Source organism: endosymbiont GvMRE of Glomus versiforme, from assembly GCF_003546845.1.
This window is the reverse complement of sequence record NZ_NWVA01000009.1, coordinates 434564-457697: the sequence shown is the minus strand read 5'-3', so window position 1 is coordinate 457697 and position 23134 is coordinate 434564. Positions and strand designations below refer to the sequence as shown.

The window sequence follows — 23134 nt, the reverse complement described above, 5'->3', positions numbered from 1 at the left end:
AATGCTGATACTTATAAATATGAAACTAGCAGGATTAGATTTTATGAATTAAAAGCAAACTCGATATTGTTTACTAATTCTAATACCATATTGTTCTTTTCGGTTCCCTATTAGTTTTTCTAAACGAAGTCCAGAAAAAACTGTTAAGTCTTGTAAGCTTTCAGCTCGGTTTAAATATTGTAAAGCCTTTCAAACTAATTTTTCAATATGCTTTCATTTTAATACTCTTTTTCTTTCAAAAAGTTGTTGTGTATACTTATCTTTGAAAGATTTTATCATTATTTAGTTTTTTCTCTTTTTGCTAAATAGTAAGTAAATAATAACTATTCCTCCTATAATGTTAATTTAAAAATAAGGTTAGAAATGACAGAAGTTGAGCAGGAAATACAAAAAAAAAAACAAGGAAGATGAACGAAAAAACTGACTCTTAGTTGAGAATTATTAGGTGGAAGTATAGGATTTTGCTTACTTTTTGGTTATTTGGCTCAGGATAATAAAAGTTGATGGGTTGCCTTTATAATCTTTACTGTTCCTGCTATATGAAGTCTTTTAAGTATTACTTCTGAAAGTGGTAAGGTTAAAAATCTTGAACGAAAAATAGAGCGATTAGAAAGAAAGAAAAAGGAACTAAGGAATTCGATAAGATAAGCTTCTAATGATAAAAAAAGATGAAGTAGTTGAAAGCAAAGAAGGAAAAGAACTCCAAAAATCTACTCGAGAACTAGGAGAATTAAGAAAAAGAAAAACAGAAGTGGAAAAGAAATTAGAGAGTTTGAATTATTCAGTGAAAACAAAGGCTAAAAAAAAGTAAATGCTTTAAAGTAAGGACTGATTAAGAATATTTGCTAAGAAAGTGGAAGTAGATCCTTTTTTATCATTTTTTGAAAGGTGGGTCTCATGTATTTTCAATTAACTAGTTCAACTATAAAGGGTAGATTTGATTCTTCTAAGTCCTTTTTAATTTCAATTAGTACATAACTAGGAATTTCTTCTTGATAACAAAGATCTAAATCTGAATACTTTCGAGCAGTTCCTTTTGTTCTTGAACCATAAGCATAAAAACGATAAGGATATTTACTTAGAATTTGTTCTAGTATTTTTTTATCTGAATTACTTATTGATAACTTAGTCATGATTAGAGTTTTTCCAAGTTTTTAATTAGTGAATTAAGATCTTTTAGGAATTTTGGTAAAACAGGATAAACTACTTTCATTATTTCATCTTCATAAGAATGAACTGTAATATTTCTTTTCTCTACATAATCAAACCAATTTTTTGGATTAGCAATTAATGCTTCTCGAGCAGCTAAACGAAAAGTCTCTCGTGGACTAAAAACATCAATTCCTCTTAGATTTAAAACTTTTTTCAAAGTTTTTCAAGCCAGTTCGTAACAAACTTCAAAAGCTTGGATAGTTCCAGCAATTTCTAGTTTACTTTCTGCTTCATAAAGAGCTTGATGAAGAAAATCACGAGTGGAAATCAATTGTTGAATATCAATTTTACCAAGTATTTTTTTCTTAGCCATGTCTATACTTTAATTTTATTTCCTTTACTTCTTTTAGGAGTAGTAAAGCAAACTCCATTACTTTTTCTTTCATCATCAACTACTTTTGGCCTTCTCTCTCTCTGCTACATTCTTCAATAGTTCATATAGTCCATTAAAATCAATAGTTTCATAATTATCAGAGTTAGGATCAAAAAGGAGATTGATTTTCCTTAACTGTTCCTGATATTTTTTTTGTAATAACTCTTTTTCTTCATCAGTTTCAGTGAGTATCCCGAGAAGAAGTAAGAGGCTTAATTTTTAATTGGTTATTTTTTTCCTCTAATTCCTTAATTTCTTGTTCTAACTTATTTTTCAATATTCCTAAATTTCATTTCTGATTAGTATCTATTCCTTGCTCCTTAGCTCATTCAGCGACTTGATTTTACTGATTAATCAACTTATCTACATTGTCGTTAGTTAAAGAAGTCTGGGTTTCTTTATCATCTCCCAAAATATCATCAGTTTGGATTTGTATGGATTTATTTTCCAATCCTAAGTCTTTGGCTACTCTATTCTGATAAAGTTTTTGGTAATGTTGGACTTGTCTTTCTAAATCTTTGATCTCAGAACTATTATCGATAATGTTCGGTTGATATTTTTACTGATGGTAATAGTAGACTAGTAAGATTATTAGGGTAATAATGATTAATTCTTTTGTCATGATATTTCTAACTCCCACTAACTATTCACAAAACAATCAGTAAGCCAATAGCAATCCAAAACAGTCCTCGATAAAAAGTAGGCTGGTTTTGATAGTAATTGACTGGTTTATAAGCAGTCTCTTTGGCTTTTTGGCTGTGAGTGTTTACTTGCTGAGAAACCAAGTTTTCTAATTCTTGGGTTTTCTTTTCAATGAGCTGTTTTATTCAGTTTTCGTATTTGTCAGTCATTCAGTCTTTGACAGCGTCTTTAATTCCGAGGTTTACCATATGTTTTTATTTGTTTTTAAGTTAAGAAATGGTTTTGATGTTAAAGGGCATTAAAATTAAGTAAGTGTTGATTAAGGTTTCTGCTGTTTGCTGAGCTAAAAAGCCTATCAAAACAGCTAAACCTATACAAAATAGAGTTGTTATTCCTGACATATTATTTATTAGTAAAAAATTCATTTAGTCTTCTAAATTGTCCAGTTCCTGTTCGACTTCAATGTCTAATGTAGAAACCTAAGACAATACAGGTACTAAACAAGATTATGTTGCGAGTTTTTATCATATTGTTTTTATATTTCTTTGAAACTCTTTAAGTCTTGTTATCTCAACTTTGTTTGTTGAACCTTATTTACGTTCATTTCTTAAAAATATCAGTGCCTTGGCACAGGTATTAGTTTATTAGTTTAGAGATATCAAAGGTTGAAAGTGCATACCGCTGTTATAAACGACTCATTCTTCTGAATATTTGTCAGGAATAGAATCGAAACGCGAAGCGCTTCTATATTTTTCAATATCATTAGGAAAAACATAAAACTGCATTTGAGTTCACTTTTTTCCATGAGTGTCATTAAAAGAATATCTATTTATTGAAACCAACGGTCTTTTCAAAACAGAAGCTAGATATTTTATGATTTCACTGCTTAATCATTTTCGGTTTTGAGTAATTTCTTCTTGCCTTATTGTATTTTTCAAGTCGTTTATTATTTCTTCATCATTCTCATTTAGTTGACTTTTAAAATATATTTCAGCATTATCCATAATTTCCAGACATAATGCAACTCTTAAACGAATAGTTATGTCTACATTACTTTCACCGGTCAAAAACATTGAAAAGGTGTGTAAAAAACAATTGCCATCTGCAGCAACAGATAATTTAACGTAATCTTTGTATTTCTTAGCCAAATTAAAATCTTCTAATGACCCCGAAGTAGTTAGATTTACTAAACCCGATATTACTCCATAATTAGTTTGTAGTCTAAGTCTGTCTATTTCTATTCCCCTCAAATCTATTCCTTCTAACGGTTGATATTCCTTTTTTAGTATTCACTCTTTTATTTCTTGTAAACTTTTTGGATTGTTACCAAGAAAATTTTCTATTTCGTAAAGAACCGTTTTTCATTCTTTTCTATTTTTATGCAAATTATCATTAGATTCGTAAGGGGCTTTAGAAAAAGATTTTGGTAAAATAGGTTTTTTTTCTAAGCTGTTAATAATGCTAATAATATTATTCTTTCGAATTCTTAGTTCCTCCAAATCATTAGCATCGTTAAGATATTTTTTTAGATCATTAGCTTTACAGTCATGTTTTTTTGCTAACTCTTTTAATAATTCCTCAACTTTAATAATATTTTCATTATTTTTCATTGCTAACTGGATTTCGGATTTTACTTGGTTTTTTACTTCTTTCAAAGCGTTAAATTTAGAAGAAACTCTGTATTTTTTATTCTTATCATTTCTTCTTTTCATAGTCAAGGAAACAGAGATTATTACTAATAAAGTCAGAAATAGAAAAACAAAAAGAGAAGTTGCTAGAAAAACGTTCCTGTAAACTTTATTTACTTTATTTTTCATAAAATTTGGTGCAAAATTTAACATAAATTATTTTATTTCTCATTAATAAGGAAGCTGTTTTTTTCAATCAGAGAAAAACTTGAAAAGATAATGACCAAAAATTTGTAGTTACAAAACCCAAAATAATTAAGAAAATTTACCGATGATTCTAAAAGAAGAACATCAAGTCTAAAATTCAGATTTAATGTTTATTAAGTAAAAAAAATATAAAACATCACGGTTAAAGAAAAAATTGCTTGTAAACATCCTTACAGCTACCCTATATACGCTTTTTTTTTATTGTTTTATTGATTTAATTTCCTCATACCTTATTTTTGTTCTTTTGCAAATATCAATGTAAAGGTTTAATATTTTTGTCAATTTTGGATGATTTTTTTTTCGCTTCTCATATACTTCTATATTTCCTTTTAGTGCCAAAATATCTTTATCAATTTGCTCTAAGTCAGCAGCACTATTAACATCGTTGATTCCTTTGTTAGCCGCCATATAAGTATACTTTTCATTTTCAACCAATTTTAATTCTTCTTCATTTAGTCCTTCGTTTTTTAATTTCTCTATCTCTGCGTTTTTTTTTGAGATCAATTTCTTAATTTCTCCAATTTCTATCTTCAATTCTTTTTTTTGCTTCCTAATTTTGGAACACTTATACGCGCAAGTAAGAATTAAAATAAAATTTATAAAGCTAAACATTAAGATAATCATTGCAATGATTAAGTTTTTTTTCTTATGCTTTTTATTAAACATATAGTATCATAATATAAATTCATTTATTCTTCTGTTTTTCTCTTAATAGTATTTCTGAAACAAACAAAAAAAAGTATTTAAGAGCTCTTAAAGAAACAAAAATAAAAATTTGAGTTTTAAAGAAAGCAGTAAATTATAAACATCTTCAAAAAGCTCTTGAAAATAATCCCAAAAGAATAGCCTATAACTATAAAATAGATAACGGAGAAGAGATTGCTTGAATTTATGAAGTAACTGAAATCTTTAATGAAAAGTTTGGCTCCAATTGAAGTCCAGTTGGGATTTTTGGTTTCATAGTGGGAGGTTTATTAGGAATTGTTTTCTTTGGTTACTGATTTTTCTCACGAGTGAAGTCATTATTGAGAAATAGAAATAACAGACATAGTGAATAAGTTTTAGAGAAAAGGAGAAAAAATTAAGGGAATTACAAGAAAAAAACATAATCGAATGTGAAGTCTACTAGCAAAAGATGTAAAATAAAAACAACTAATTAATCATGATAAAAAATTATCAAAGAAGCATGCATAATTCTAATATATTTAGATAACTTTTTCTCTAGTTATTGCCAGAAATTGATTTTGACATCAAGTTCAATTTACCGTACATGTATAGACTTTTTTAGATGCAAAAAGAAAGATGAAAGAGACGGGTGGATTTTTACCATGACATATTTTTTTCCTTTGACAAAAACATTGACACGTTGCTTTCGAAATATCTACAAGGAATTTGTATTAGTAAACAAACTAGCTTGCCTAATGGATGAAATAATTATCCAATTTCTAACAGTAGAATTCTACGCTATTTAGGGTTAAAAAAATAATAAATTAAAAATAAAATATTTTTACTAATACTTTTTTAATAGCTACTAAAACATTTAGCGCATGCATGCGTTTTTTCGTTTTCAGAATTATAACATTGAGTTTCTTCACAAAAGAACTCACTTTTGCATACGATATTTGTGTACTGAAATCTACCATAAGAATCGTATCTTATGCAATTAAAAATAATCCCCGAGGATCCTATAGAATTTGGCTCACAATAAGCGCCTTCGTCTATTTTGCAAGTAACTTCGTTTTTATGATAGGGATTTGTTTTTAGCTTTCGAATAATCTTTTGCTCGTAAAAACTAAAGCCGAGATAAGCATAAGAATAATTGAGGAAAGTAGTAAAATAAAAAATGACTAGCAACAACATAAAACGCATTTTAATTAAAAAATCCTTTTTTTTATAAAATAAATCGAAAAACCTAAAGGTATTAAATAATGAAATTTATATTAAACAGTATGATAATTAGCCATTTTTTATTACATAATCTTTATAAACGCTCCGTGTTTTTTCTATTAATTTTCTAAAATATAATAAAATAAAGCTCTTCTAAAGCGAATTACTTTACGTTTTGTCTGAACATTTTTTCGTTTGATAAGCCATTTTACACAATAAAAAAAAATTGCTTGTTTATGAAACAGTAAAAAAATAAAATTGGCGATATAAAGATAAGAACAAATCAAAGATTACTAAAAATCAGCTGAACTAAGAACAAACTAATCTAAAAAAAACCTAATTATCCAATAATATTACAATGTTAGAATTAAATGTCAGTATTCAAAAATCTAAATCTCTTAGATAGCAAAGGTTTAGAGGAAATCAACTGACATTAATTATTGGTAAAGTAATATATTATGCTACAAAAAATTAATTTCCGCTTTTTAATCTAATGTCTTTCTCATTCTTGTATAAGGTTACAATCTTTAAATTAATTTTCCCCTAAAATTAATAAAATGTATGGCAAATGCCCAAGTTTGATTAGATGCAAATTATTCCAAAGAAACAAGAAATAAGACAACTACATTAGATATTACTTTTTATGGTCTATAAGGTTCTTTAAATTTGAACGGTTTTGTCAATTTAGAGAAATTAGCTTGCTCTTATAATTACTTAACTGATTTAGATATTAACAAAAGTGTTAAACTTAATAAACTAGCTTATTAATAAAGGTCCTGATCCTGGCCATCAACCTCTTAGATTTTAATTAAAATTAAATCATGAATCGAGTATTGATAGGTGATATATTTTATTCATCAAATTCAGAAAATTTAAAAAAAATTAAAAATTTAGAGGATAAATTCTGTTGCAATTTTTTGCAGTTACGATTAGAAAAAGATGATTCTCGTCTTCATTACGACAGAGTACTTCGTGAATTCTATATAGAAAGAATTTATGATAGTTCTTCGGCGCATGTAATAAAAAACTGCCCTTGATGTGGAAAGAAGTTTCCTAAGGAACTTCGTAGCGAATGATTTAACATCTTAGAAAAAGAATATAATATAGAACCTGAAGTTGGCAAAAATGGAGAATGGGTAGATAATGTCCCTAAAGAATTTAAATCTGATGAGTGATGAAAAAAAAGAGGTTTATAAAATGCTAAAAAAAACATTTTGTTGTGATTATCTCTCCTGAGTAATAAAAGAAAAAGAAGTTTATTTAGGATATGACAAGAAGAGTAATTTTTTTTATATACCAAACTTTTTTTCTGATAACTCTGCTTTTCGCATTAACTTTTGTCCTTGATGTGGAAAATTACTAAAAGATAATATAAATAATTCGTTAAAAGAAAGGTATAAAATGGCTTTAAAAGTAAAAGAAAGTCCGTTAAAAAAACAAATTTGAAGTGAAAAAATTTCTGAAGAATTACGAAGAGAAATCTTAAGAAAGCATTATGACAGTACAAAACGTTTGGTTTTTTCTGATTCTCTGACGCTTGCTTACAGCTTCAAATTCGAAGTTTATTGAACAATTATCGAAGAAATGAATTGTAACTTTACAATAGAAGAAGTTGCAAAAAAAATTCAAATAAGCGAGGGGGAGATGAAGGATCTCTTGAGCTATGAAATAGATAAATTTAGTTTAGAAAAATTGATTATCTATGCAAATAGATTGGTACCCAACTTGTGATTAGAATTGACAAAAAAGTAATAAAAGATATTTATTTTATTTTATTCTCATTCGCTTTTTATTTTAATTCAAAAATTTTGCTATGAATGAAGATATTTCTTTAACAAATTTGCTACCGTATCTGTTGGTTGATTACCTCACGACAAACGCTTTTTTATTTTATCTTTATCATATAAATTTACTTTTTCTTCTCCGGTTTTTGGACTGCTCGGGCAATAGAAACCTAATTTTTCTATAAATGATTCAGTGTCTCGAGGTTTTCTTGCATCAACAGCAACTATTCAGTAGGAACGTTGATCTTTTTTACCTTTAGGGATTAAACGGATTTTTATCATTTATCGCTCGTGTATATTATTAATTTTAATTAGTTTTAGAAAGAAGCAATTTTTAATGACTAAAGGTTTAAGCGGAGCTCAGATAGTTAATATGTTTAATGAAGCCTCCATTTTAAGCATCTTAAATATAGATTTTAGAAATATTAAAACCTAAAAAAAAACTAGCTAAGAAACATAAAAATAATAATATGATTAAAGAAATTATAATACAAAAACTAAACTCAGCTTTTCATTCAATGTGATGATTTATTCGTAACTTTATTCATCCTTTTTTGACTCCTTTATTCGCTGTTTATAATTATGAGTATTTAAAAAAAAATTTGGTTTCTTGATTAGCCGATTCAATGATCTTTCTTAGCACGTTTTACGGAGCACTAACCTTTGGTATTGCAATATATAGAGTAATTAGTAACATAAAAAACCCCCCAAATTAGAGGCAATATCTTGCGTGTAATTTTTTTTTATCACAATTTGGTTTTAACAAACTTTTAACCGGCTCGTAAGTTCTTCGATGTAGATCACATATTCCATAATTAAAAACTGCGCTTAAGTGAGTTTTATTTGGATAACCTTTGTTTTCAAATCAATTATAAAAAGGATACTCGACATGTAGTTTTCGCATTAAAGTATCCCTAGTGACTTTAGCAATAATGGAAGCAGCTGCAATGTTGATAGATTGACGATCACCGCCAATAATACTTATAGTTTTAAATCCTTCTATCATTATTTTTTCTTTTCCATCAATTAGAATCAAGTCAGGTTTTATTTTTAGATGTGAAATAGTTTCTATCATAGCTTCCTTAGTTGCCTCAAGAGGATTTTTTATTTCTATTTCTCGAACATTCTTCGCTATTACAGTGTATTCTAGTGATTCTTTTTTTATTATTTGATAGGCTTTTTCTCGTTTGTTTGGACTAAGTACTTTCGAATCTTGAATTAGAGGATTTTTAAAACCAGTTGGTAAAATAACTGCTGCAACTATTATAGGTCCTGCTAGTGCTCCTCGTCCTGCTTCGTCAATACCGGCAATCATAGGATAATCTTTTCAAAAATTTAATTCCAAATCTAGGCTCTTTTTTGTCATAATAAACTTTTTTTATCTTTTTCTGTTTCGTGTTTTTTTAAATGAAATGATTAGCAGAGTATATTTAAAAAGCATTATGAAACAATTATGAAACAATTAAAAAAAAGATGTTTGATAATCGATGGTAACAATCTACTCTATTCCTCTTATCATATATCTCAAAAAATGTCTTGAAAAATAACCAATGGGACAATTTTTTTTTCTTTACGAGTATTAATAAGTGTTCTAAAAAAAAATGACTATCGGAGGTTGATAGTATTCTTTGATGGTGGTGGAACTAATTTTCGAAAAAAAATTTTTCCTCAGTACAAAGCTCAAAGAGTAGAAATGCCTAATGAATTATGAGAACAAATGAAAATGTTTAAGTTATTGTTAAAAAAAACAAATATTTCTTACATTCAACTAACTAATTTTGAAGCTGATGATTTAATTGCTTCTTTTATCAATCAAATTACAAAAATTGACCCTAACTTAATTTTTGACATCTTTACTCGTGATAAAGACCTGATGCAGTTAATTAACGAAAACACTAGTATTTTAAAGTACATCAATAAAAAATTGACCTTCTATACTCATGAACATTTTTTTAAAGAATATAACTTTTTACCGAAAAATTACATAGATTATTTGAGTCTGCTAGGAGATGATGTAGATAATATCAAAGGAATAAAAGGAATAGGACCAGTAAGCGCTAAATCTTTAATTCAATGTTTTAGCACCATAGAAAACATTTATCAAAAATTAGACACCTTGCCAGAGAGTATAAAAAATTTGTTGATGAACAAGCAAGAAGTAGTTTTTCTCAATAAGAGGATCATTAGTTTAGAAGAGAATATTCCTTTATCAATAAAAAAAAATGAAATCCGTGAATTTTATTGAAAAAAGTGGAAAAATAATGAAGAACTACAAAGATTTTGTACGGATAACAATTTTTTGAGCATACTTAAATTATTGAATTAAATTTGGTGCCCACAGCAGGACTCGAACCTGCATTATTACACAGTGTTTGAGGCTGCAGCATCTACCATTTTGCTATGCGGGCAATTTATTATATTTTACCTTTTTACTTTTTATTATACTGTGTCAAATTTTCATTTAGCTTCTTTGCTAATTTTAGTTTCTTTGGTAGCAGGGGAAGGACTCGAACCTCCGATCTTTGGGTTATGAGCCCAACGAGTTACCAAACTTCTCCACCCTGCGTCATAATATGTCATTAATTAATAATATATAATAATTTTACTATGCTGTCAGATTAATTCAACTTTCTTTTATTTTCGATAATAAAATAATTTGACAAATTAAAAAAAGAATTTAATCAATATCATAGTTGAAGATAATGTAAAAAGCTTTTGTTGTTAACAAATTTTTTATTTTATTGAGAAAAGATTCTGAAACCTGTCCCAAATCATCATTAAAGCTTTGATTACTGTTTGTGAAAAAAATAAATGCTATGCTAGGTTGCCATAAAACTAGAAAAACAATGAGGAATAACATAGAAAAATTCTCTTTTTATACTTTTTCAGTGGTAAGCACTATACTTTAACTAGTTATTCTATCATTAACAATTATTACAAATAGACTAAAAAGCGTTCGTTTAATACTAATAACAATACTAAAAATAATTATATATGCCAAAGAAGTGTTTAATCGTTAAAGCAGGAAAAACTCCTAAATTCTCTACTAGAAGGTATAAAATTTGTATAGAATGTGGTAGAAGTAGAGCAGTGTTTTCATGATTTTTGCTTTGTCGTATTGACTTACGAGAATATTTTTATGGTGGAAGGGTGCCAGGATATAAAAAAGTATCTTGATAAAGAAACAATTTTTAACATATAACAATAATGAATTACGGTAACTATTATATTGGAGTAGGAAGGCGAAAAGAAGCAACCGCTCGTGTTTATTTAAAAGAAGGACAAGGACAAGCCCAAGTCCGAACTAACGACGGAAAAGAAAAGAACCTCCAAGATTATTTTTATATGGAACCCTCGCTTTGTGAGGATATTTATCAACCGCTTAAATTATTTAATAAAGAAAAAGATTATGTTTTTTTTGTACGAGTAAAAGGAAGTGGTTTTCATAGCCAGGCCGAAGCGATTAGATTAGGGGTAGCACGGGCTTTATTAAAGGTTTATCCTGATTATAAAACTACTCTTCGTAATTTTTCTTTGCTAACTCGTGATCCGCGTCGAGTAGAAAGAAAAAAAATTGGTTTCAAAAAAGCTCGCAAAAAAACTCAATTTTCTAAGCGATAACAAAATTTTTCTATTCAAAACTCTGATTTTAAGCAGTTACTGTTTTTTTCTTATTTATCGGTAGAAATTTTTATTATGTGTCTTTCTTAATCATCATATAATTTAATTAATTTCAATCTTTTTGTTTTATTAATAAACAAAAGTTAAACATATAAACATATGAGTAAAGAAATTTCTAAAAAAGCCTTTTTTAGCAGATTAAAAAATAGATTTGAATTTAATTTTAATGGTAAACAAATAATATTTGAAATTGATTGTTTAGCTAGTAAAAGTGATAAGTCAATAATTTGTCGTTATGGTAATACTACCGTTTTAACAACTTTAACTATTAAGCGAATTACTAAAGATGTTTATTCTTTCTTTCCTCTCGCCGTAAGTTTTGAAGAGAAATTTTACGCCATAGGACGAATTCCTAATGTATTTGGTAGGCGCGAAGGTAAACCCAGTTATGATGCTATTACCACGGCTCGGTTAATTGACCGCTCGCTGCGTAGTTTTTTTCCTTCTTCTAGTCAGCAGGAAGTTCAAATAGTTAATTCAGTTCTTTCGCTTGATTCTGAATATGATCCAAGGATAGTTTCTGCTTGAAACTCTTTTTTAGTTTGCTATCTTTGCCCTAGCCTACCTTTTTTTTCTACTCCATTAGCAGCAGTAATTGTTAGCCAAGAAGAGAAAAATTTCATTTGTAATCCTAGTAACGAAAAATTAAATAGTTTACCTCTAGAGTTAATTGTTAGTGCCACAAAAGAAAAAATTGTTATGATTGAAGCGAGAGCTCAGGAAATAGACAGAAAAGAACTTGAAAAAGCCGTTGAATTTGCTCATCAAGAAATTCAAACACTAATTGAATTTTTTCAGAATATCGCTAACACTTTGAATGTTAAAAAAAAAACAGAGACAAAGCAGAAAATATTAACTTATGATAAATGATTAGAAGAAGAAGGAAATATTTTTTTGAGTAAAATTATTTCAGCAACAGATCTTTCTTGAATAGAAAAAGAAAAAAAAATGAAGGAAGTTCGACAAGAGTTAACTCAAAAATACCATGCTAATAATCCTCAATTAAGAGAAGAGACAGTAAAAAATTTAGTCGAGAGAATTTGAGACAGTTGTTTGCGGAACTGAATGCGGAAACTCTGAAAAGAAAAGCAGGTGCGGTTAGACGGAAGAAAAGCTGACCAAATTCGTCCCTTAGAGATTCAGATAGATTATTTGCCTAATGTCCATGGAAGTGCCGTTTTTGCACGAGGAGAAACCAAGGTTCTTTCGGTAATAACCATTGGCAAAATCAGTGAAAAACAGCTAGTTGACAGTATTTTCAACCGTTCTTATAAACATTTTATTCATCATTATAACTTTCCCTCTTTTGCTGTTAATGAAATCGTTAGTCATCATAATATTTCCCGCCGGGAGATCGGCCATGGAGAATTAGTAAAAAAAACCTTTGATCATCTAATCCCTTCTTCCAGTTTATTTCCCTATACAATTAGAGCAGTTTCTGAAGTTTTTTCTTCAGATGGTTCTTCTTCACAAGCTTCTATTTGTGCTACTTCCTTGTCACTTATGACTACAGGAGTTCCTTTGATTAGGCCTGCTGCAGGAATAGCCTTGGGGTTATTTGAAGGCCAAGTTTATAGTGATATTAATGGCTTAGAAGACAAGCTGGGAGAAATGGATTTCAAAATTGCTGGGACGGAAAAAGGTATTTGTTCACTACAATTAGATATAAAAAACGAAGGAATTAGTAAAAAAATAATAAAAGAATGCCTGGAAAAATCATCTAAAAATTTATTATGTTTACTAAAAGAAATGAAGGTGCATATTCCTTGTTCACGCGAATATTTACCAACTAACGTTATTAAATGCCGAAAGTTCTACGTAGAAAAAAATAAAATAGGATTGATCGTCGGTGTTCGTGGTAAAAATATTAGTCAGATAACTGAAAAGTTTAATTCTACTATCGAAATACAGGAGAATGGTTGAGTGCTTGTATATAACAGAGAAGAAAATGCTCTAGAAGAAACTTATCAGACAATCAAAAGAATGGTTGGTCCAACTTAAATATTTCTTTTTTAATCTCTCGACTAAAAAAAATACTTACCAATATTAGCCGATTTTAGCGAACATGTAGAATATTGTTATAATTGTTTACTATTGACGAACTTCTTCTAAGCACTATTTTTTAATAAAGAATTAATGAATTAATAGTTAAATGGAAATAAGCAAAAGAATGTTATTTATCACAATTGTCATTAGTTTAGTTATAGGGATTTTTATCGGTTTGAAATCAAAGATTGTCTGGAAAGTTTTTTGAATATCTATTTTGGCACTAATTCTTTACAAAACAGTTTTGACATAACAACAGTTAATTAAATTAAACAATTCAATAAGTTCTGATTTGTTCCTGTACTAACCTATAATTAGATACAAAGTATGACATAAAAAAACATGGTAAAAAATGCAATTAATAAAAATTGACTAAATCAATGTATTTTGCGACATGTAACAAATGAGAACAACAAAAAAACAGATCAGTTCATAATCTCGAAAAAATTATAATATTACATGGTATCTCAAAAAAAAAACACAGAAAATAAAAAAGTTATAAATTGCCTATATTCTCATTTTAAAAATAAAAATAAGAAGTTAAAGATAGTGTGTGATTGAGATGAAGTAATTCAACCACACGAACCTTATGCTTTGTGACTGACTCCTTTAAGTGAAAAGCAAAAAAAAGATAATTATGTTAGCGAGAAAATTGATTTTTCTGAATATTTTAAAGTCTTTTGGGAAAAATGGTCAGAACCTTGAATTAACTATTCTCCTTATGGTTCTTATCTAGCAGAAATAGAGGACACAGAAAAATTAAATCAACAACAAACAATTAAAAACTCTCTTGACTTCTATCAAAAAGCACCCTTTTTAACTATTGCTAAAGAACTGTTAAAACTAATCAAAGAAGACAAGGTAGAACAAGTTATTTTTCTTTCTGCTTATGATAAGAGAAAATTTCCTGATGGCGACCCGCGAAAAAAACAAATATTTAATGAAACTTTTGGGAAATTTCCTAACTGTGCTTTGGAGTTAATTGGCTTTGATAATGAAGAAAAAGGAAGAACCAAAGCTGACTGAATAAAAGAAAATACCGCTGATTTTGATTTAGTAATAGATGACAATCCTAATATTTGTAGAAGTGTAGTAGAAAACATTCCTAATATAACTGTTTGTTCTCCTCATTATCCAGCAGCAGAAAATCAACATCATGATAAAGTGTTATTGATTAAAACTTCAGTTTCTGACTTAAAAAAAAATGATTTTAACAAAAAAACAGTAGAAAAAGAGAAGTAAAAGCAGAATTCAAAAAAATTAGAAAGTTAGAAACAAAATCATCTTAATCTCTCTCGCTTTTCTAAATTTTAATAACATTTTAAAAAATTAATTTTCATTGTTAACTTTGCTACCTGAAAGTTCAATATTTATGAATAAAGGTTGTTGGATCGCATTTTTTAGCCTCTCAACATGACTGACAATAAAAATAATTTGTGGAGCATTGGAAGCAGAAACGCTTGCCATAAGATATTGAATTACTGTTTCTAAATTGTCTTCATCACAACAACCAAATCCTTCATCAATAAATTGACAATTTAACAATGGAACTTCAGCTAGTTTTCAAAGTGCTGTCCGAAAAACTAAGCTAAGCACAAATTTTTGGTATCCACTGCCAAGTTTCGCAGAAAGTAATTTTTTTGATTGCTGCTGTGAGTGATTGTTAGAAGAAATACTTAATTCAAATTCATCGCTTATATAAACCTGAAACAAAGCTCTGCATTCTCCAAGAACGGAATTGACCGCATCTTCCAAATAAAAACGTGATTTTTTTAGTAAATAATCCGCAATTCCGGTTTTTGGATTCAAAATGCCCCGATACGCCGTTATTATATTAATTTTTTCTTGGGTTTCGGTTAATAAATTTATTCTCTTTCTTTCCTCCTCGAGAGATTTATCAATTCGCTTAATCTCTGATTCAGTTGTAGCTACAAAATTCATAATTTTATCGCGTTGTAAACGTAATTCAGCTAATTCATTTTTCGAAGAAACTATTCGTCTTTTTCATTCAGTTAGCTTTTCTTCCACCAATTGGTGTTTAATTTTAAGCTTCTGCCGTTCAGCCTGAACTTTTATAAACTCTTTAGTCATTTCCACTTTTTGAGAAGCAGACTTGACTCGCTCTAATCCTAACTTCCTCAAACTAATGAATTCTTTTTCCATCTGAAAAGTCTCACTTTCTAAGCGTGCTAGTTCTTTTAGTAAAGATTTTGATTCTGATAACTTCTGAGAAACTGAAATTAATTCTTGCTGTAAATTGCGTATGTTTTCTGCTTGGGTAATTGCTGAATCATATTCTTTTCAAACCTTATTATCTTCTTGTCACCAATAGGCAGCTTTTTCCAAAATTTCTAGCGATTTCATTTTTTGTTGCCAGTAGTTTTTTTTTTTCATCCTAACTTCATAATCAGCAATCTTTGCTCGCTGATTTTGAATTTCAGCAAGACGTTCAACTCTTTTTTGAGTAATTTCGATTTGACGTAAATCAGATTCCAATTTATTTACTTCTTTTTCAGCAAGATGGGTATTATAAACAGCCAAAGCGGCTGATTCTAGAAGAACATCTTCTAAATATCTTTGAATAGTTTCAACTTTATCTTCAGTAAATAGGCTTTTAGTATATTCGCAACCAGAACAACCTGCTTTTAATTTTAATTGTCGGAGCATTTGTTGGGCGTTCTCAGCGGCTAATAATTTTACTTTGGTGTCTGTGATTTCTTGTTGCAAAATAATTGTGTCTAAAAATCGCAAATTTTCAGTAGCAGTAGTTCATGGATTTTGTTTGACTTTTTTTAATAAATCTTTTCTTTGTGTTTTTTCTACTGATTGGACATTTTGCAATTTCAATTTAGCCGCTTGGAAGGTTATTTCTAGCAAATTTTTATTAGAAACTATTTCTTGATCTTTTGCTGTCGAAGCCAGTAAACCCTCAAATTCTCCTTTTTTTTCATCTTGAATTGGAGAAACTAAATTGTTAGAAACTACTGCCAAGTTTCTCAGAATAACGTCACGAACTGAGTCTTTTTTCTCGCAAAAGTCAACTAAATTGTTTTCAGCTTCTAATATTTCTTCATGAGTAGGTCTCGAACCTTTTTGAATAGTAGGCCAAGGCGATTCTTGTTCTTTTGGTCGCTCTATTGAAGGTATCTCTATTTCCAAGGTTTTAAAATCTATTTGTAATTTAGGACAGCTTTCCTGTAAACATTTTTTAGATGTTTCTAAAAGAGTGCTTATTCGTGATTTTTCGGTCTCTAAGTGAGTAATTTCCGCTAAAATTTCTGGTTCTTTTTCTTTCTTATTTTTTTGGGTTAACTGGGCTCGATTAACAATATTTAATACTTCATCATGAGTAGGAATTTTTAATGAATCCAAATCCACATTATTAGCAAAACTAGCATCGAATAAAAGATAAGCATTGCATTCGTCAGAAGGAGATAATTCATTATCAACCTTAACCATTTTTAAGGTTTTTTCTAACTCAGCTTCGGCTTCCTTCAAGTTGGTGAAAAGTTCAGGACCGAGGCTTTTAATTTTGTCTTGAATTCTGGCTAAGTTGATTGATAATTGTTCTTTTTTTTCTATAAATTTTCGGTGTTTTTTTTCTTGCGATTCTATTTTTTTGTCTAATTCTCGAACTTTTATTTTTTCCTTATTACTCGAATTAATAGCAGCCTCGCGTTCTTCAACTAGTTTGGCTATTTTTTTGCCCTGAAAATTCTCTTGTAACACTTTAACTCTTTCATTTAGTTTAATACCTTCCTCTTTTGTTTCCTTCTCTAATTTTTCGAAAGAACCAAGAGCCAAAAGTCGAGCTAAAGATTGTTTTCTTTCGCCAGATTTTAACCGAACAAAATCTTTCTGGCTATCCTGATGTAAAATTGAAGTAAGTTCAGCATTAGCATAAGTTCCTACTAATTTCTCTATTTCTTGGCAAGTCTGCGTATTAGTCCCTTGAGTTAATTCCTGATTATCATAGACAAATTTATACTGGCCGGAGTGTAAGTTTTTTTTGCCGGACCCTTTTTTTTCTATGTAGCCTCGCTTGCCACCAAGTTCAAATTCTAACAATAAGTAATATTGCGACGAATGATTATTAATAATGTTCAACTTTTTTTCGGCTCGTGGATATTCATCATAAAGAGCAAAAACAATGATATCGATCAGAGAAGATTTTCCTGCCCGATTAGGAGCTACTGCTCCGCTTAAACTATTTTCTAGTTTGGTAAAATCGATCAAATTATTTCGTCCGTAGCAATAAATATTACTAAACTTTAATTTGAGCAGACGAATTCGAGCTCGAGTTCTTTCTTGGTTTAAAATTGTTGAATAATTTTGCTGGTGAAACTCTATAACTTTTTGAAGATAAGGATGTTTTTCGCCAAGAATATCCCGAATAATTTCCTGATGAGTTTCGGGAGATTGGGCATCAATTTGGGCTTGGCTTAAAGCAGAAAAATTATTTTCAATAGTTTTTTCATTGAGCAATTCTAGTCTAACAGCCTGGGGAGGAATTCCATAAATTTTTGTCAAGAGATCCATATGAAAAGCAAGTTCTTCTTGGGTTGTAGTTTCATCATGTATTATTTCGTAATAATTAGGTTTAGTTGGGAGAGGCCTTTTGGTTATATCTTGTCCTGCTTTTAGCCTAACTCTTAAAAAACCCTGCTCGTTAGGAATATTAACTTGGCGAATTTTGGGAGATACAGTGCGATAAGGTGAATGATTCGAACTTAATTCTAATTCTCAAACAAGAAATCCATGCCCTGTGTGCGATTCTCCAATATTTTGTTGTATTAAAGAGCCAGCGTACATAGCTCGTTGACTCTCACCAATATTTTGTTGTAAGTGTATGTCTCCGGCTAAAACAGCATCATAAATTACTAGATCTTTAGGAGCTAATCTTCTTTCTCTCAGCAAAGTTTCATTATATAGTAAAGATCCATCGATGGTTTCATGAATTAAGCATATTCAGGCAGTATTTTTTAGATTATAACGCAATGCTGTTTCTTCAATCTCGTTTAGAGAAGGATGGAGACCATCAGGAGCAATAACTATTCAAATAACACCATAGGCTGCATATACTCCAGAGTGACGTCAATAAATAAATCTTGGAGCGTTGAGTATAGTATGATTACTAACTACTGGCGAAATTAAGTCAGGTCCTCCGGGCACTTTGACATTTAAATCATGATTTCCTGGTATCAGAACTACTGGAGCTATCTGGGTTAGCGTTGATAAAAAATCTGCTACATCCAAATAATTATGAGCCGAAGCTTTGGTTTTATCATGAAATATATCTCCGCAAATGGCAATAACATCTGGAGATTCCAAGCGTAATTGTGCATATAATTTCTTAAATATATTTGAATATTCTTCTCTTCGGTTATCTTTTATATGAACATCAGCTAAATGGGCAATTTTTATTCGCCCTTCATCTAAAAAATTTTTCATGGATTTTAATCTAATAAATTATAAAAAAAGCAGAATTAATACTAAGACTTGTATAAATAACTTTTTTTGTTTTCTTTGGTTTATTAATAATTTAATTAAGTAAGTATTACCAAAGATTATTTTTTGCTCGTAAAGAGCGCAATCGGAATGTTGTTGAAGATAGTGAGGAAAAAAATGCTAAAGCTAAACAGAGTTTATTAGTTTCAAAAGTTAGTATAGAAAATATTCGAAGAATTAGTCGAGAATGCGAAAAACTTGCTATATCGAGTTGAGATTTAGAACAAATTCAACAACAATACGAAGCAAGAGTAGAAGTTCCCCCTCGTTAATAGAGGGGAATTATTTAGTAATAATTCAAAAATTAAGAAATTAATATAAAAATATGACAAAAAAGTATTATCAAACGCTAGGAGTGGGCGAGAAAGCGACTCCGGAAGACATCAAAAAATCCTATCGTAAATTAGCTCAGCAATGACATCCTGATAAGTGAAATGACAAAGGTCTTAAAGAGCGAAAACGAGCAAATGAGATGATGCAGGAAATTAATAAGGTTTATGAGATTCTAAGTGATGCTGAAAAAAGAAAAAGATATGATTCAGGTTTAACTGATTTTCCCGCTGATGATTTTAATTGTCAATATGACCCTAAAGAGGAAGTTAGAAAGCAAGAAGAGGAGTTAAGGAGAAGAGAAATACACATTATAGATCTAGAATTGGAGATTCTTAAATTGGAAATGAAAGCTCTCGACCGTTCTTCAACCCTTAACGAAATTTCAGCAGCCCTTTGTTTTACTTGACCACGGGTTCACGCGGAAGATTTAGATCCAATCCTGTGGCAAACTTACCAAAATTGGGGAGAAAAAGTGGCAAAAATGGAAATTACTATTCCCAAAGGCAAGGATAGGAGTGAAGAATTAAAAAATTTCAAAGAGGAAATGGTTAAGGCTATCAAAGAAGCTGAAGTTAATCTTAAAGTTAGAGAAGAAAACAAGAAAAAAAGCGAAAATGATTCTGAGTTAAATCAAGCCAGAACAGCGGCTTTTGGATATATCAAAAAAGAAATGAACAAAAAAGGTTTAAAAGTCAAGGATTTAGGACAATATTCTAATTATCAGGAAAGAATTAACAGTTTAGGTGAGGTGCAAGAAATTCGTAACTTTCGGGATGAGGTTTTGAAATATATTTTGAAATTAGCCAGAAAAGAGCCTGAAACGAGATTTCCAGACAGAACTGATTTTCCGAAACCAGAACCACAAAAAGTCCCTAATAGGTGAGATGAACCACGAGGTAGAATTAAGAAAGACAAAACAGATAATTTTTTAAGCGGAATTCGGGGTAGTAAATATGATAATTTAACTCACCAAGAGTTAGTTGATGAAATTAAACAAAAACAGTTAAATAATGCTTCTTTGCAAAAATTGATTTCTGTCTTAGAAACTAGAAATAAAGAGTTGGAAGAAGATAATAAGGCACTAAAACTAAAAGTTGCCGCATCCAAACTTCTTGTTATTATTGTTGTAGTTGGTATGGTTGCTTTATTGAGTTTAGTTGTTTTTGTAAGATGAGCAAGGAGTAAGATTAAAAAAAACCAGCCAACCATGTCAAGTAATAAGATACATAGAACAATATGCGAATAGATAACACAAAAAAGTATTTGTCGAGAAAATGAAAGGGAGTTTTCTAAAATACCTCTCCCTTTAAATCACATAAAATCATCACATATGTCAAACACACCCATAAAAAAAAGGCAAAATATTCTATTTAGATTTATGTAATCGTAATCTAGCGGGAGAAATAAAACTTATCGGAGTTTAAAACTCTTTACCAAACAAAGATAAATTACAATTTTTCCTAAAAAGAAGCAAAAATAAACATTTTTCTAAATAATAAGATCAGTTCCTTGGGGGGAGAAAAAATACTAACTATTTTATTTTCCCCGTTCATTAGTTTTTTGGTTAATCAGCTTTTAGTTTTATCCTCACCAACCGTAAAAAAAGTTTTTAAGTTTAATAATTGCTTAATTTTTCCAAGCGAGGGTCGGGGCAAAGTCATTATTCCGTTATTAGGAGCAATAGTGACAAAAGGATAATTATCGGCATCAACACTCTTTTTTGGCTTGGTTAAAAAATTAAACAAAGAAGACTTTCCGACATTAGGCAAGCCAACTAAACCAATTTTATAAGGCATTTAATTTGTTTTTAAAAAAATTAAAAAAAACAACATTATATTAAGTAAAAATAAACAAATAAAAAATGAGTGTGAGGATTGGTATAAGTGTGGTTTCTCACATGTGAAGAGCCCATTGAGGAAAAGGAAAAAAAAGTTGAATAAAGTGTTGGATTTGCTGAATGTATTATTTGCTTGGTTGCTTAATGGCTTTTGTTATTCCTTGAAAAATAAATAATAAACATATGAATGAAATATTACAATGAGTTTTAGTAATTATCGCTATTTCTATCCCGCCTATTTTTGTGGCTTTGATTGATTATTATGCTAAAAAGAAGAAAAGGGCTGCTGAAACCGAAGAAATTAAGTTAAAAAACAAAATTACTAAGGACATCACCTACGAACAATTACAGAAAGAAGGCAAACAAAAAGATATTAAGGGCAAAATTGATATTTTTCAACGCTTATTAACCTTAGAGGGGGAAATCAAAAACAAAAAAGAACAGTCGCCTACCGACAAGAAAAAATTAGAAAGTTTAGAAATAATTAAAAAAGAATTTAAAGAAACTTTTGCGGTGGAGGTAAAAGAAGAACCAAAATTAGTCGAGGAAGAAAAAAAACTAGAAACCAAAAAGGAAGATAATGAAGAAATGAAAAAAATAAAATCTGTTAAAACTAATTCAAAGAAAAAAAGAACACCCAATAATAGTAAAGTTAGAGCAGGAAATAAAATTAAAGAGCGCAAAAAATAAAATGACTTTTTATTCAAGAATAGGCTCACCATTTTCTTTATTTCTTTCTGTGTTAAAAATCACCCCCCCGCCTAAACAAATATTATTCTGATAAAAAACGGCATATTGTCCAGGGGTAATTGCTCTTTGTTTTTCGGAAAATTCTACTTTTAATTCCTTAAAATCAGCCATGGGGAAAACTTTGACTGGGATTTCCGGTTGTCGATAGCGAAATTTAGCAGTTATTTTTTGGTTATTAAGAAAATTAACTAATTCTAACTCTTCAACTAATCAATTAATATTTTTCACTAGGCACCATTCGCTATATAATGACCTACTATCTCAACCACTAGCCACATAAATTATATTTTTTTCTACGCTTTTTCCTACTACATAAAGCGGTTTTTTTTGTCCTTGTAATCCTAATTTCCTCCGTTGACCAACAGTAAAAAAAGGAGTTCCGAAGTGCCCCCCTATTACTTTTTTGTTATCGATATTTATTATTTCTCCTTCTTTTTTGGGAAAATAATTAGCAAGAAAGTTTTCAAATTTCCGCTCACCAATAAAACAAATGCCGGTCGAATCTTTTTTTTGGGCGTTAATTAATCCAGCCTCTTCTGCAATTTGGCGAACTTCTTTTTTAGTTAAATCAGCCAAGGGGAAAATTATTTTATCTAATAAATTGCGGTCGATTTGGCACAAAAAATAGGTTTGGTCTTTGGTGTCATCTTTGGGTTTACTTAAACAATACTTCTTTTTTTCCTGAACTATTTTCGCATAATGACCGGTAGCAATAAAATCAGTAGCAAAGTTTTTTTTCACGTATTTAATAAAACAATTAAATTTAATCGCGCTATTACATAAAATATCCGGATTAGGGGTAAGTCCTTTTTTTAAATCTTGAAGAAAATTAGCAAATACTTCGTCTCAATATTCCTGAATAAAATCCACTTTATAGATAGGGATTTCTAGTTGGTGAGCAATGGCTTGGGCATCATTCCAATCCTGAGTTTGGGAACAAATACTTGTTTGTTGTCCACCCAAATAGTCATCTCAATTTTGCATAAAAACGGCGACTAATTCTCAACCTTCTTTTTTTAATAAGTAAGAAGATACTGCCGAATCTACTCCTCCACTCAAACCAATTACAATTTTTTTTTTGGTTTTAATAATCAAACAAGACATATTAGTAAAATTTTTACAAGGAATTTAATAACGAGAAGTAAACTTTTATCCTTTTAGAAAGGTAATGATCGAAGTAATTACT

23 protein-coding genes and 2 tRNA genes are annotated in these 23134 nt (G+C 29.6%); 11 read left to right on the top strand and 14 right to left on the bottom strand.

Annotated features, from left to right (window positions below; all coding sequences use genetic code 4):
- Positions 1 to 48: 48 nt before the first annotated feature.
- Positions 49 to 279 (bottom strand): type II toxin-antitoxin system RelE/ParE family toxin, encoded by a 231-nt coding sequence (locus GvMRE_RS12790; protein ID WP_147411610.1) that lies wholly within the window; start codon positions 277 to 279, stop codon positions 49 to 51.
- 84 nt (positions 280 to 363) lie between these two features.
- Between GvMRE_RS12790 and GvMRE_RS12785 the strand changes: the two genes are divergently transcribed.
- Complete coding sequence (locus GvMRE_RS12785; protein WP_147411609.1) at positions 364 to 648, top strand: hypothetical protein; 285 nt, start codon at positions 364 to 366, stop codon at positions 646 to 648.
- Positions 649 to 655: 7 nt separating this feature from the next.
- Positions 656 to 811 carry a hypothetical protein gene (locus tag GvMRE_RS14040; protein ID WP_172575434.1) on the top strand — a complete coding sequence of 52 codons (156 nt, stop codon included), beginning with the start codon at positions 656 to 658 and terminating at the stop codon, positions 809 to 811.
- Between the two features lie 34 nt (positions 812 to 845).
- Here GvMRE_RS14040 and GvMRE_RS12780 read toward each other — a convergent pair whose 3' ends face one another.
- From GvMRE_RS12780 to GvMRE_RS12760, 6 genes are all read right to left on the bottom strand, one after another.
- Positions 846 to 1133: a nucleotidyltransferase family protein gene (locus GvMRE_RS12780; protein WP_147411608.1), complete on the bottom strand. Its 288-nt coding sequence runs from the start codon at positions 1131 to 1133 to the stop codon at positions 846 to 848.
- Positions 1134 to 1135: 2 nt separating this feature from the next.
- Positions 1136 to 1525: an HI0074 family nucleotidyltransferase substrate-binding subunit gene (locus tag GvMRE_RS12775; protein ID WP_147411607.1), complete on the bottom strand. Its 390-nt coding sequence runs from the start codon at positions 1523 to 1525 to the stop codon at positions 1136 to 1138.
- A gap of 163 nt (positions 1526 to 1688) precedes the next feature.
- Positions 1689 to 1862, bottom strand: coding sequence for a hypothetical protein (locus tag GvMRE_RS14035; RefSeq protein ID WP_172575433.1), 174 nt, complete (start codon positions 1860 to 1862; stop codon positions 1689 to 1691).
- 352 nt (positions 1863 to 2214) lie between these two features.
- Positions 2215 to 2475 carry a hypothetical protein gene (locus GvMRE_RS12770; RefSeq protein ID WP_147411606.1) on the bottom strand — a complete coding sequence of 87 codons (261 nt, stop codon included), beginning with the start codon at positions 2473 to 2475 and terminating at the stop codon, positions 2215 to 2217.
- Between the two features lie 396 nt (positions 2476 to 2871).
- Positions 2872 to 3939: an OTU domain-containing protein gene (locus tag GvMRE_RS12765; RefSeq protein WP_147411605.1), complete on the bottom strand. Its 1068-nt coding sequence runs from the start codon at positions 3937 to 3939 to the stop codon at positions 2872 to 2874.
- A 381-nt stretch (positions 3940 to 4320) separates the two neighbouring features.
- Entirely contained in the window at positions 4321 to 4656 is a 336-nt protein-coding gene (locus GvMRE_RS12760; RefSeq protein ID WP_147411604.1) for a hypothetical protein, read from the bottom strand.
- A 2174-nt stretch (positions 4657 to 6830) separates the two neighbouring features.
- Between GvMRE_RS12760 and GvMRE_RS12755 the strand changes: the two genes are divergently transcribed.
- Both GvMRE_RS12755 and GvMRE_RS12750 read left to right on the top strand, forming a co-directional pair.
- Positions 6831 to 7205 (top strand): DUF6980 family protein, encoded by a 375-nt coding sequence (locus GvMRE_RS12755; protein ID WP_147411603.1) that lies wholly within the window; start codon positions 6831 to 6833, stop codon positions 7203 to 7205.
- Complete coding sequence (locus tag GvMRE_RS12750; RefSeq protein ID WP_172575430.1) at positions 7177 to 7761, top strand: hypothetical protein; 585 nt, start codon at positions 7177 to 7179, stop codon at positions 7759 to 7761. Before GvMRE_RS12755 ends, GvMRE_RS12750 begins: the two co-directional genes overlap by 29 nt.
- A 59-nt stretch (positions 7762 to 7820) precedes the next feature.
- On the opposite strand, the gene rpsP is transcribed toward GvMRE_RS12750, so the two are convergent.
- A complete protein-coding gene (rpsP, locus tag GvMRE_RS12745) occupies positions 7821 to 8075 on the bottom strand; it encodes a 30S ribosomal protein S16 (RefSeq protein ID WP_147411601.1) in 255 nt (84 codons plus the stop codon).
- 430 nt (positions 8076 to 8505) lie between these two features.
- The gene (locus tag GvMRE_RS12740; RefSeq protein WP_147411600.1) at positions 8506 to 9159 is read right to left on the bottom strand and encodes a ribonuclease HII; all 654 of its coding nucleotides are present in this window, start codon (positions 9157 to 9159) and stop codon (positions 8506 to 8508) included.
- Positions 9160 to 9246: 87 nt separating this feature from the next.
- Between GvMRE_RS12740 and GvMRE_RS12735 the strand changes: the two genes are divergently transcribed.
- Entirely contained in the window at positions 9247 to 10119 is an 873-nt protein-coding gene (locus tag GvMRE_RS12735; RefSeq protein WP_147411599.1) for a 5'-3' exonuclease, read from the top strand.
- Positions 10120 to 10122: 3 nt separating this feature from the next.
- Here the strand turns inward: GvMRE_RS12735 and GvMRE_RS12730 are convergent.
- Together GvMRE_RS12730 and GvMRE_RS12725 are read right to left on the bottom strand one after the other, a co-directional pair.
- Positions 10123 to 10201 (bottom strand) — tRNA-Leu (locus GvMRE_RS12730).
- Positions 10202 to 10282: 81 nt separating this feature from the next.
- Positions 10283 to 10359 (bottom strand) — tRNA-Met (locus tag GvMRE_RS12725).
- A 428-nt stretch (positions 10360 to 10787) separates the two neighbouring features.
- Between GvMRE_RS12725 and GvMRE_RS12720 the strand changes: the two genes are divergently transcribed.
- The 4 genes from GvMRE_RS12720 to GvMRE_RS12705 all read left to right on the top strand — a co-directional run bounded on the left by GvMRE_RS12720 (position 10788) and on the right by GvMRE_RS12705 (position 14762).
- A complete protein-coding gene (locus GvMRE_RS12720) occupies positions 10788 to 10973 on the top strand; it encodes an uS14 family ribosomal protein (protein ID WP_147411598.1) in 186 nt (61 codons plus the stop codon).
- A 27-nt stretch (positions 10974 to 11000) separates the two neighbouring features.
- The gene (gene rpsI / locus GvMRE_RS12715; protein WP_147411597.1) at positions 11001 to 11414 is read left to right on the top strand and encodes a 30S ribosomal protein S9; all 414 of its coding nucleotides are present in this window, start codon (positions 11001 to 11003) and stop codon (positions 11412 to 11414) included.
- Positions 11415 to 11573: 159 nt separating this feature from the next.
- Complete coding sequence (locus tag GvMRE_RS12710) at positions 11574 to 13475, top strand: polyribonucleotide nucleotidyltransferase (RefSeq protein ID WP_147411596.1); 1902 nt, start codon at positions 11574 to 11576, stop codon at positions 13473 to 13475.
- Between the two features lie 594 nt (positions 13476 to 14069).
- Positions 14070 to 14762 (top strand): hypothetical protein, encoded by a 693-nt coding sequence (locus tag GvMRE_RS12705; protein ID WP_147411595.1) that lies wholly within the window; start codon positions 14070 to 14072, stop codon positions 14760 to 14762.
- A gap of 87 nt (positions 14763 to 14849) precedes the next feature.
- Here GvMRE_RS12705 and GvMRE_RS12700 read toward each other — a convergent pair whose 3' ends face one another.
- A complete protein-coding gene (locus tag GvMRE_RS12700; protein WP_147411594.1) occupies positions 14850 to 18971 on the bottom strand; it encodes a metallophosphoesterase in 4122 nt (1373 codons plus the stop codon).
- A gap of 382 nt (positions 18972 to 19353) precedes the next feature.
- On the opposite strand from GvMRE_RS12700, the gene GvMRE_RS12695 reads away from it, so the two are divergent.
- Positions 19354 to 20607 carry a J domain-containing protein gene (locus tag GvMRE_RS12695; RefSeq protein ID WP_147411593.1) on the top strand — a complete coding sequence of 418 codons (1254 nt, stop codon included), beginning with the start codon at positions 19354 to 19356 and terminating at the stop codon, positions 20605 to 20607.
- Positions 20608 to 20821: 214 nt separating this feature from the next.
- Here GvMRE_RS12695 and GvMRE_RS14445 read toward each other — a convergent pair whose 3' ends face one another.
- Positions 20822 to 21157, bottom strand: a complete 336-nt coding sequence (locus GvMRE_RS14445) for a GTPase (protein ID WP_147411592.1) — start codon at positions 21155 to 21157, stop codon at positions 20822 to 20824.
- Between the two features lie 224 nt (positions 21158 to 21381).
- On the opposite strand from GvMRE_RS14445, the gene GvMRE_RS12685 reads away from it, so the two are divergent.
- Entirely contained in the window at positions 21382 to 21888 is a 507-nt protein-coding gene (locus tag GvMRE_RS12685; RefSeq protein ID WP_147411591.1) for a hypothetical protein, read from the top strand.
- 9 nt (positions 21889 to 21897) lie between these two features.
- Here the strand turns inward: GvMRE_RS12685 and mnmA are convergent, their stop codons facing one another.
- On the bottom strand, positions 21898 to 23052 hold the full coding sequence (gene mnmA, locus GvMRE_RS12680; protein ID WP_147411590.1) for a tRNA 2-thiouridine(34) synthase MnmA: 1155 nt from the start codon (positions 23050 to 23052) through the stop codon (positions 21898 to 21900).
- Between the last annotated feature and the right edge of the window lie 82 nt (positions 23053 to 23134).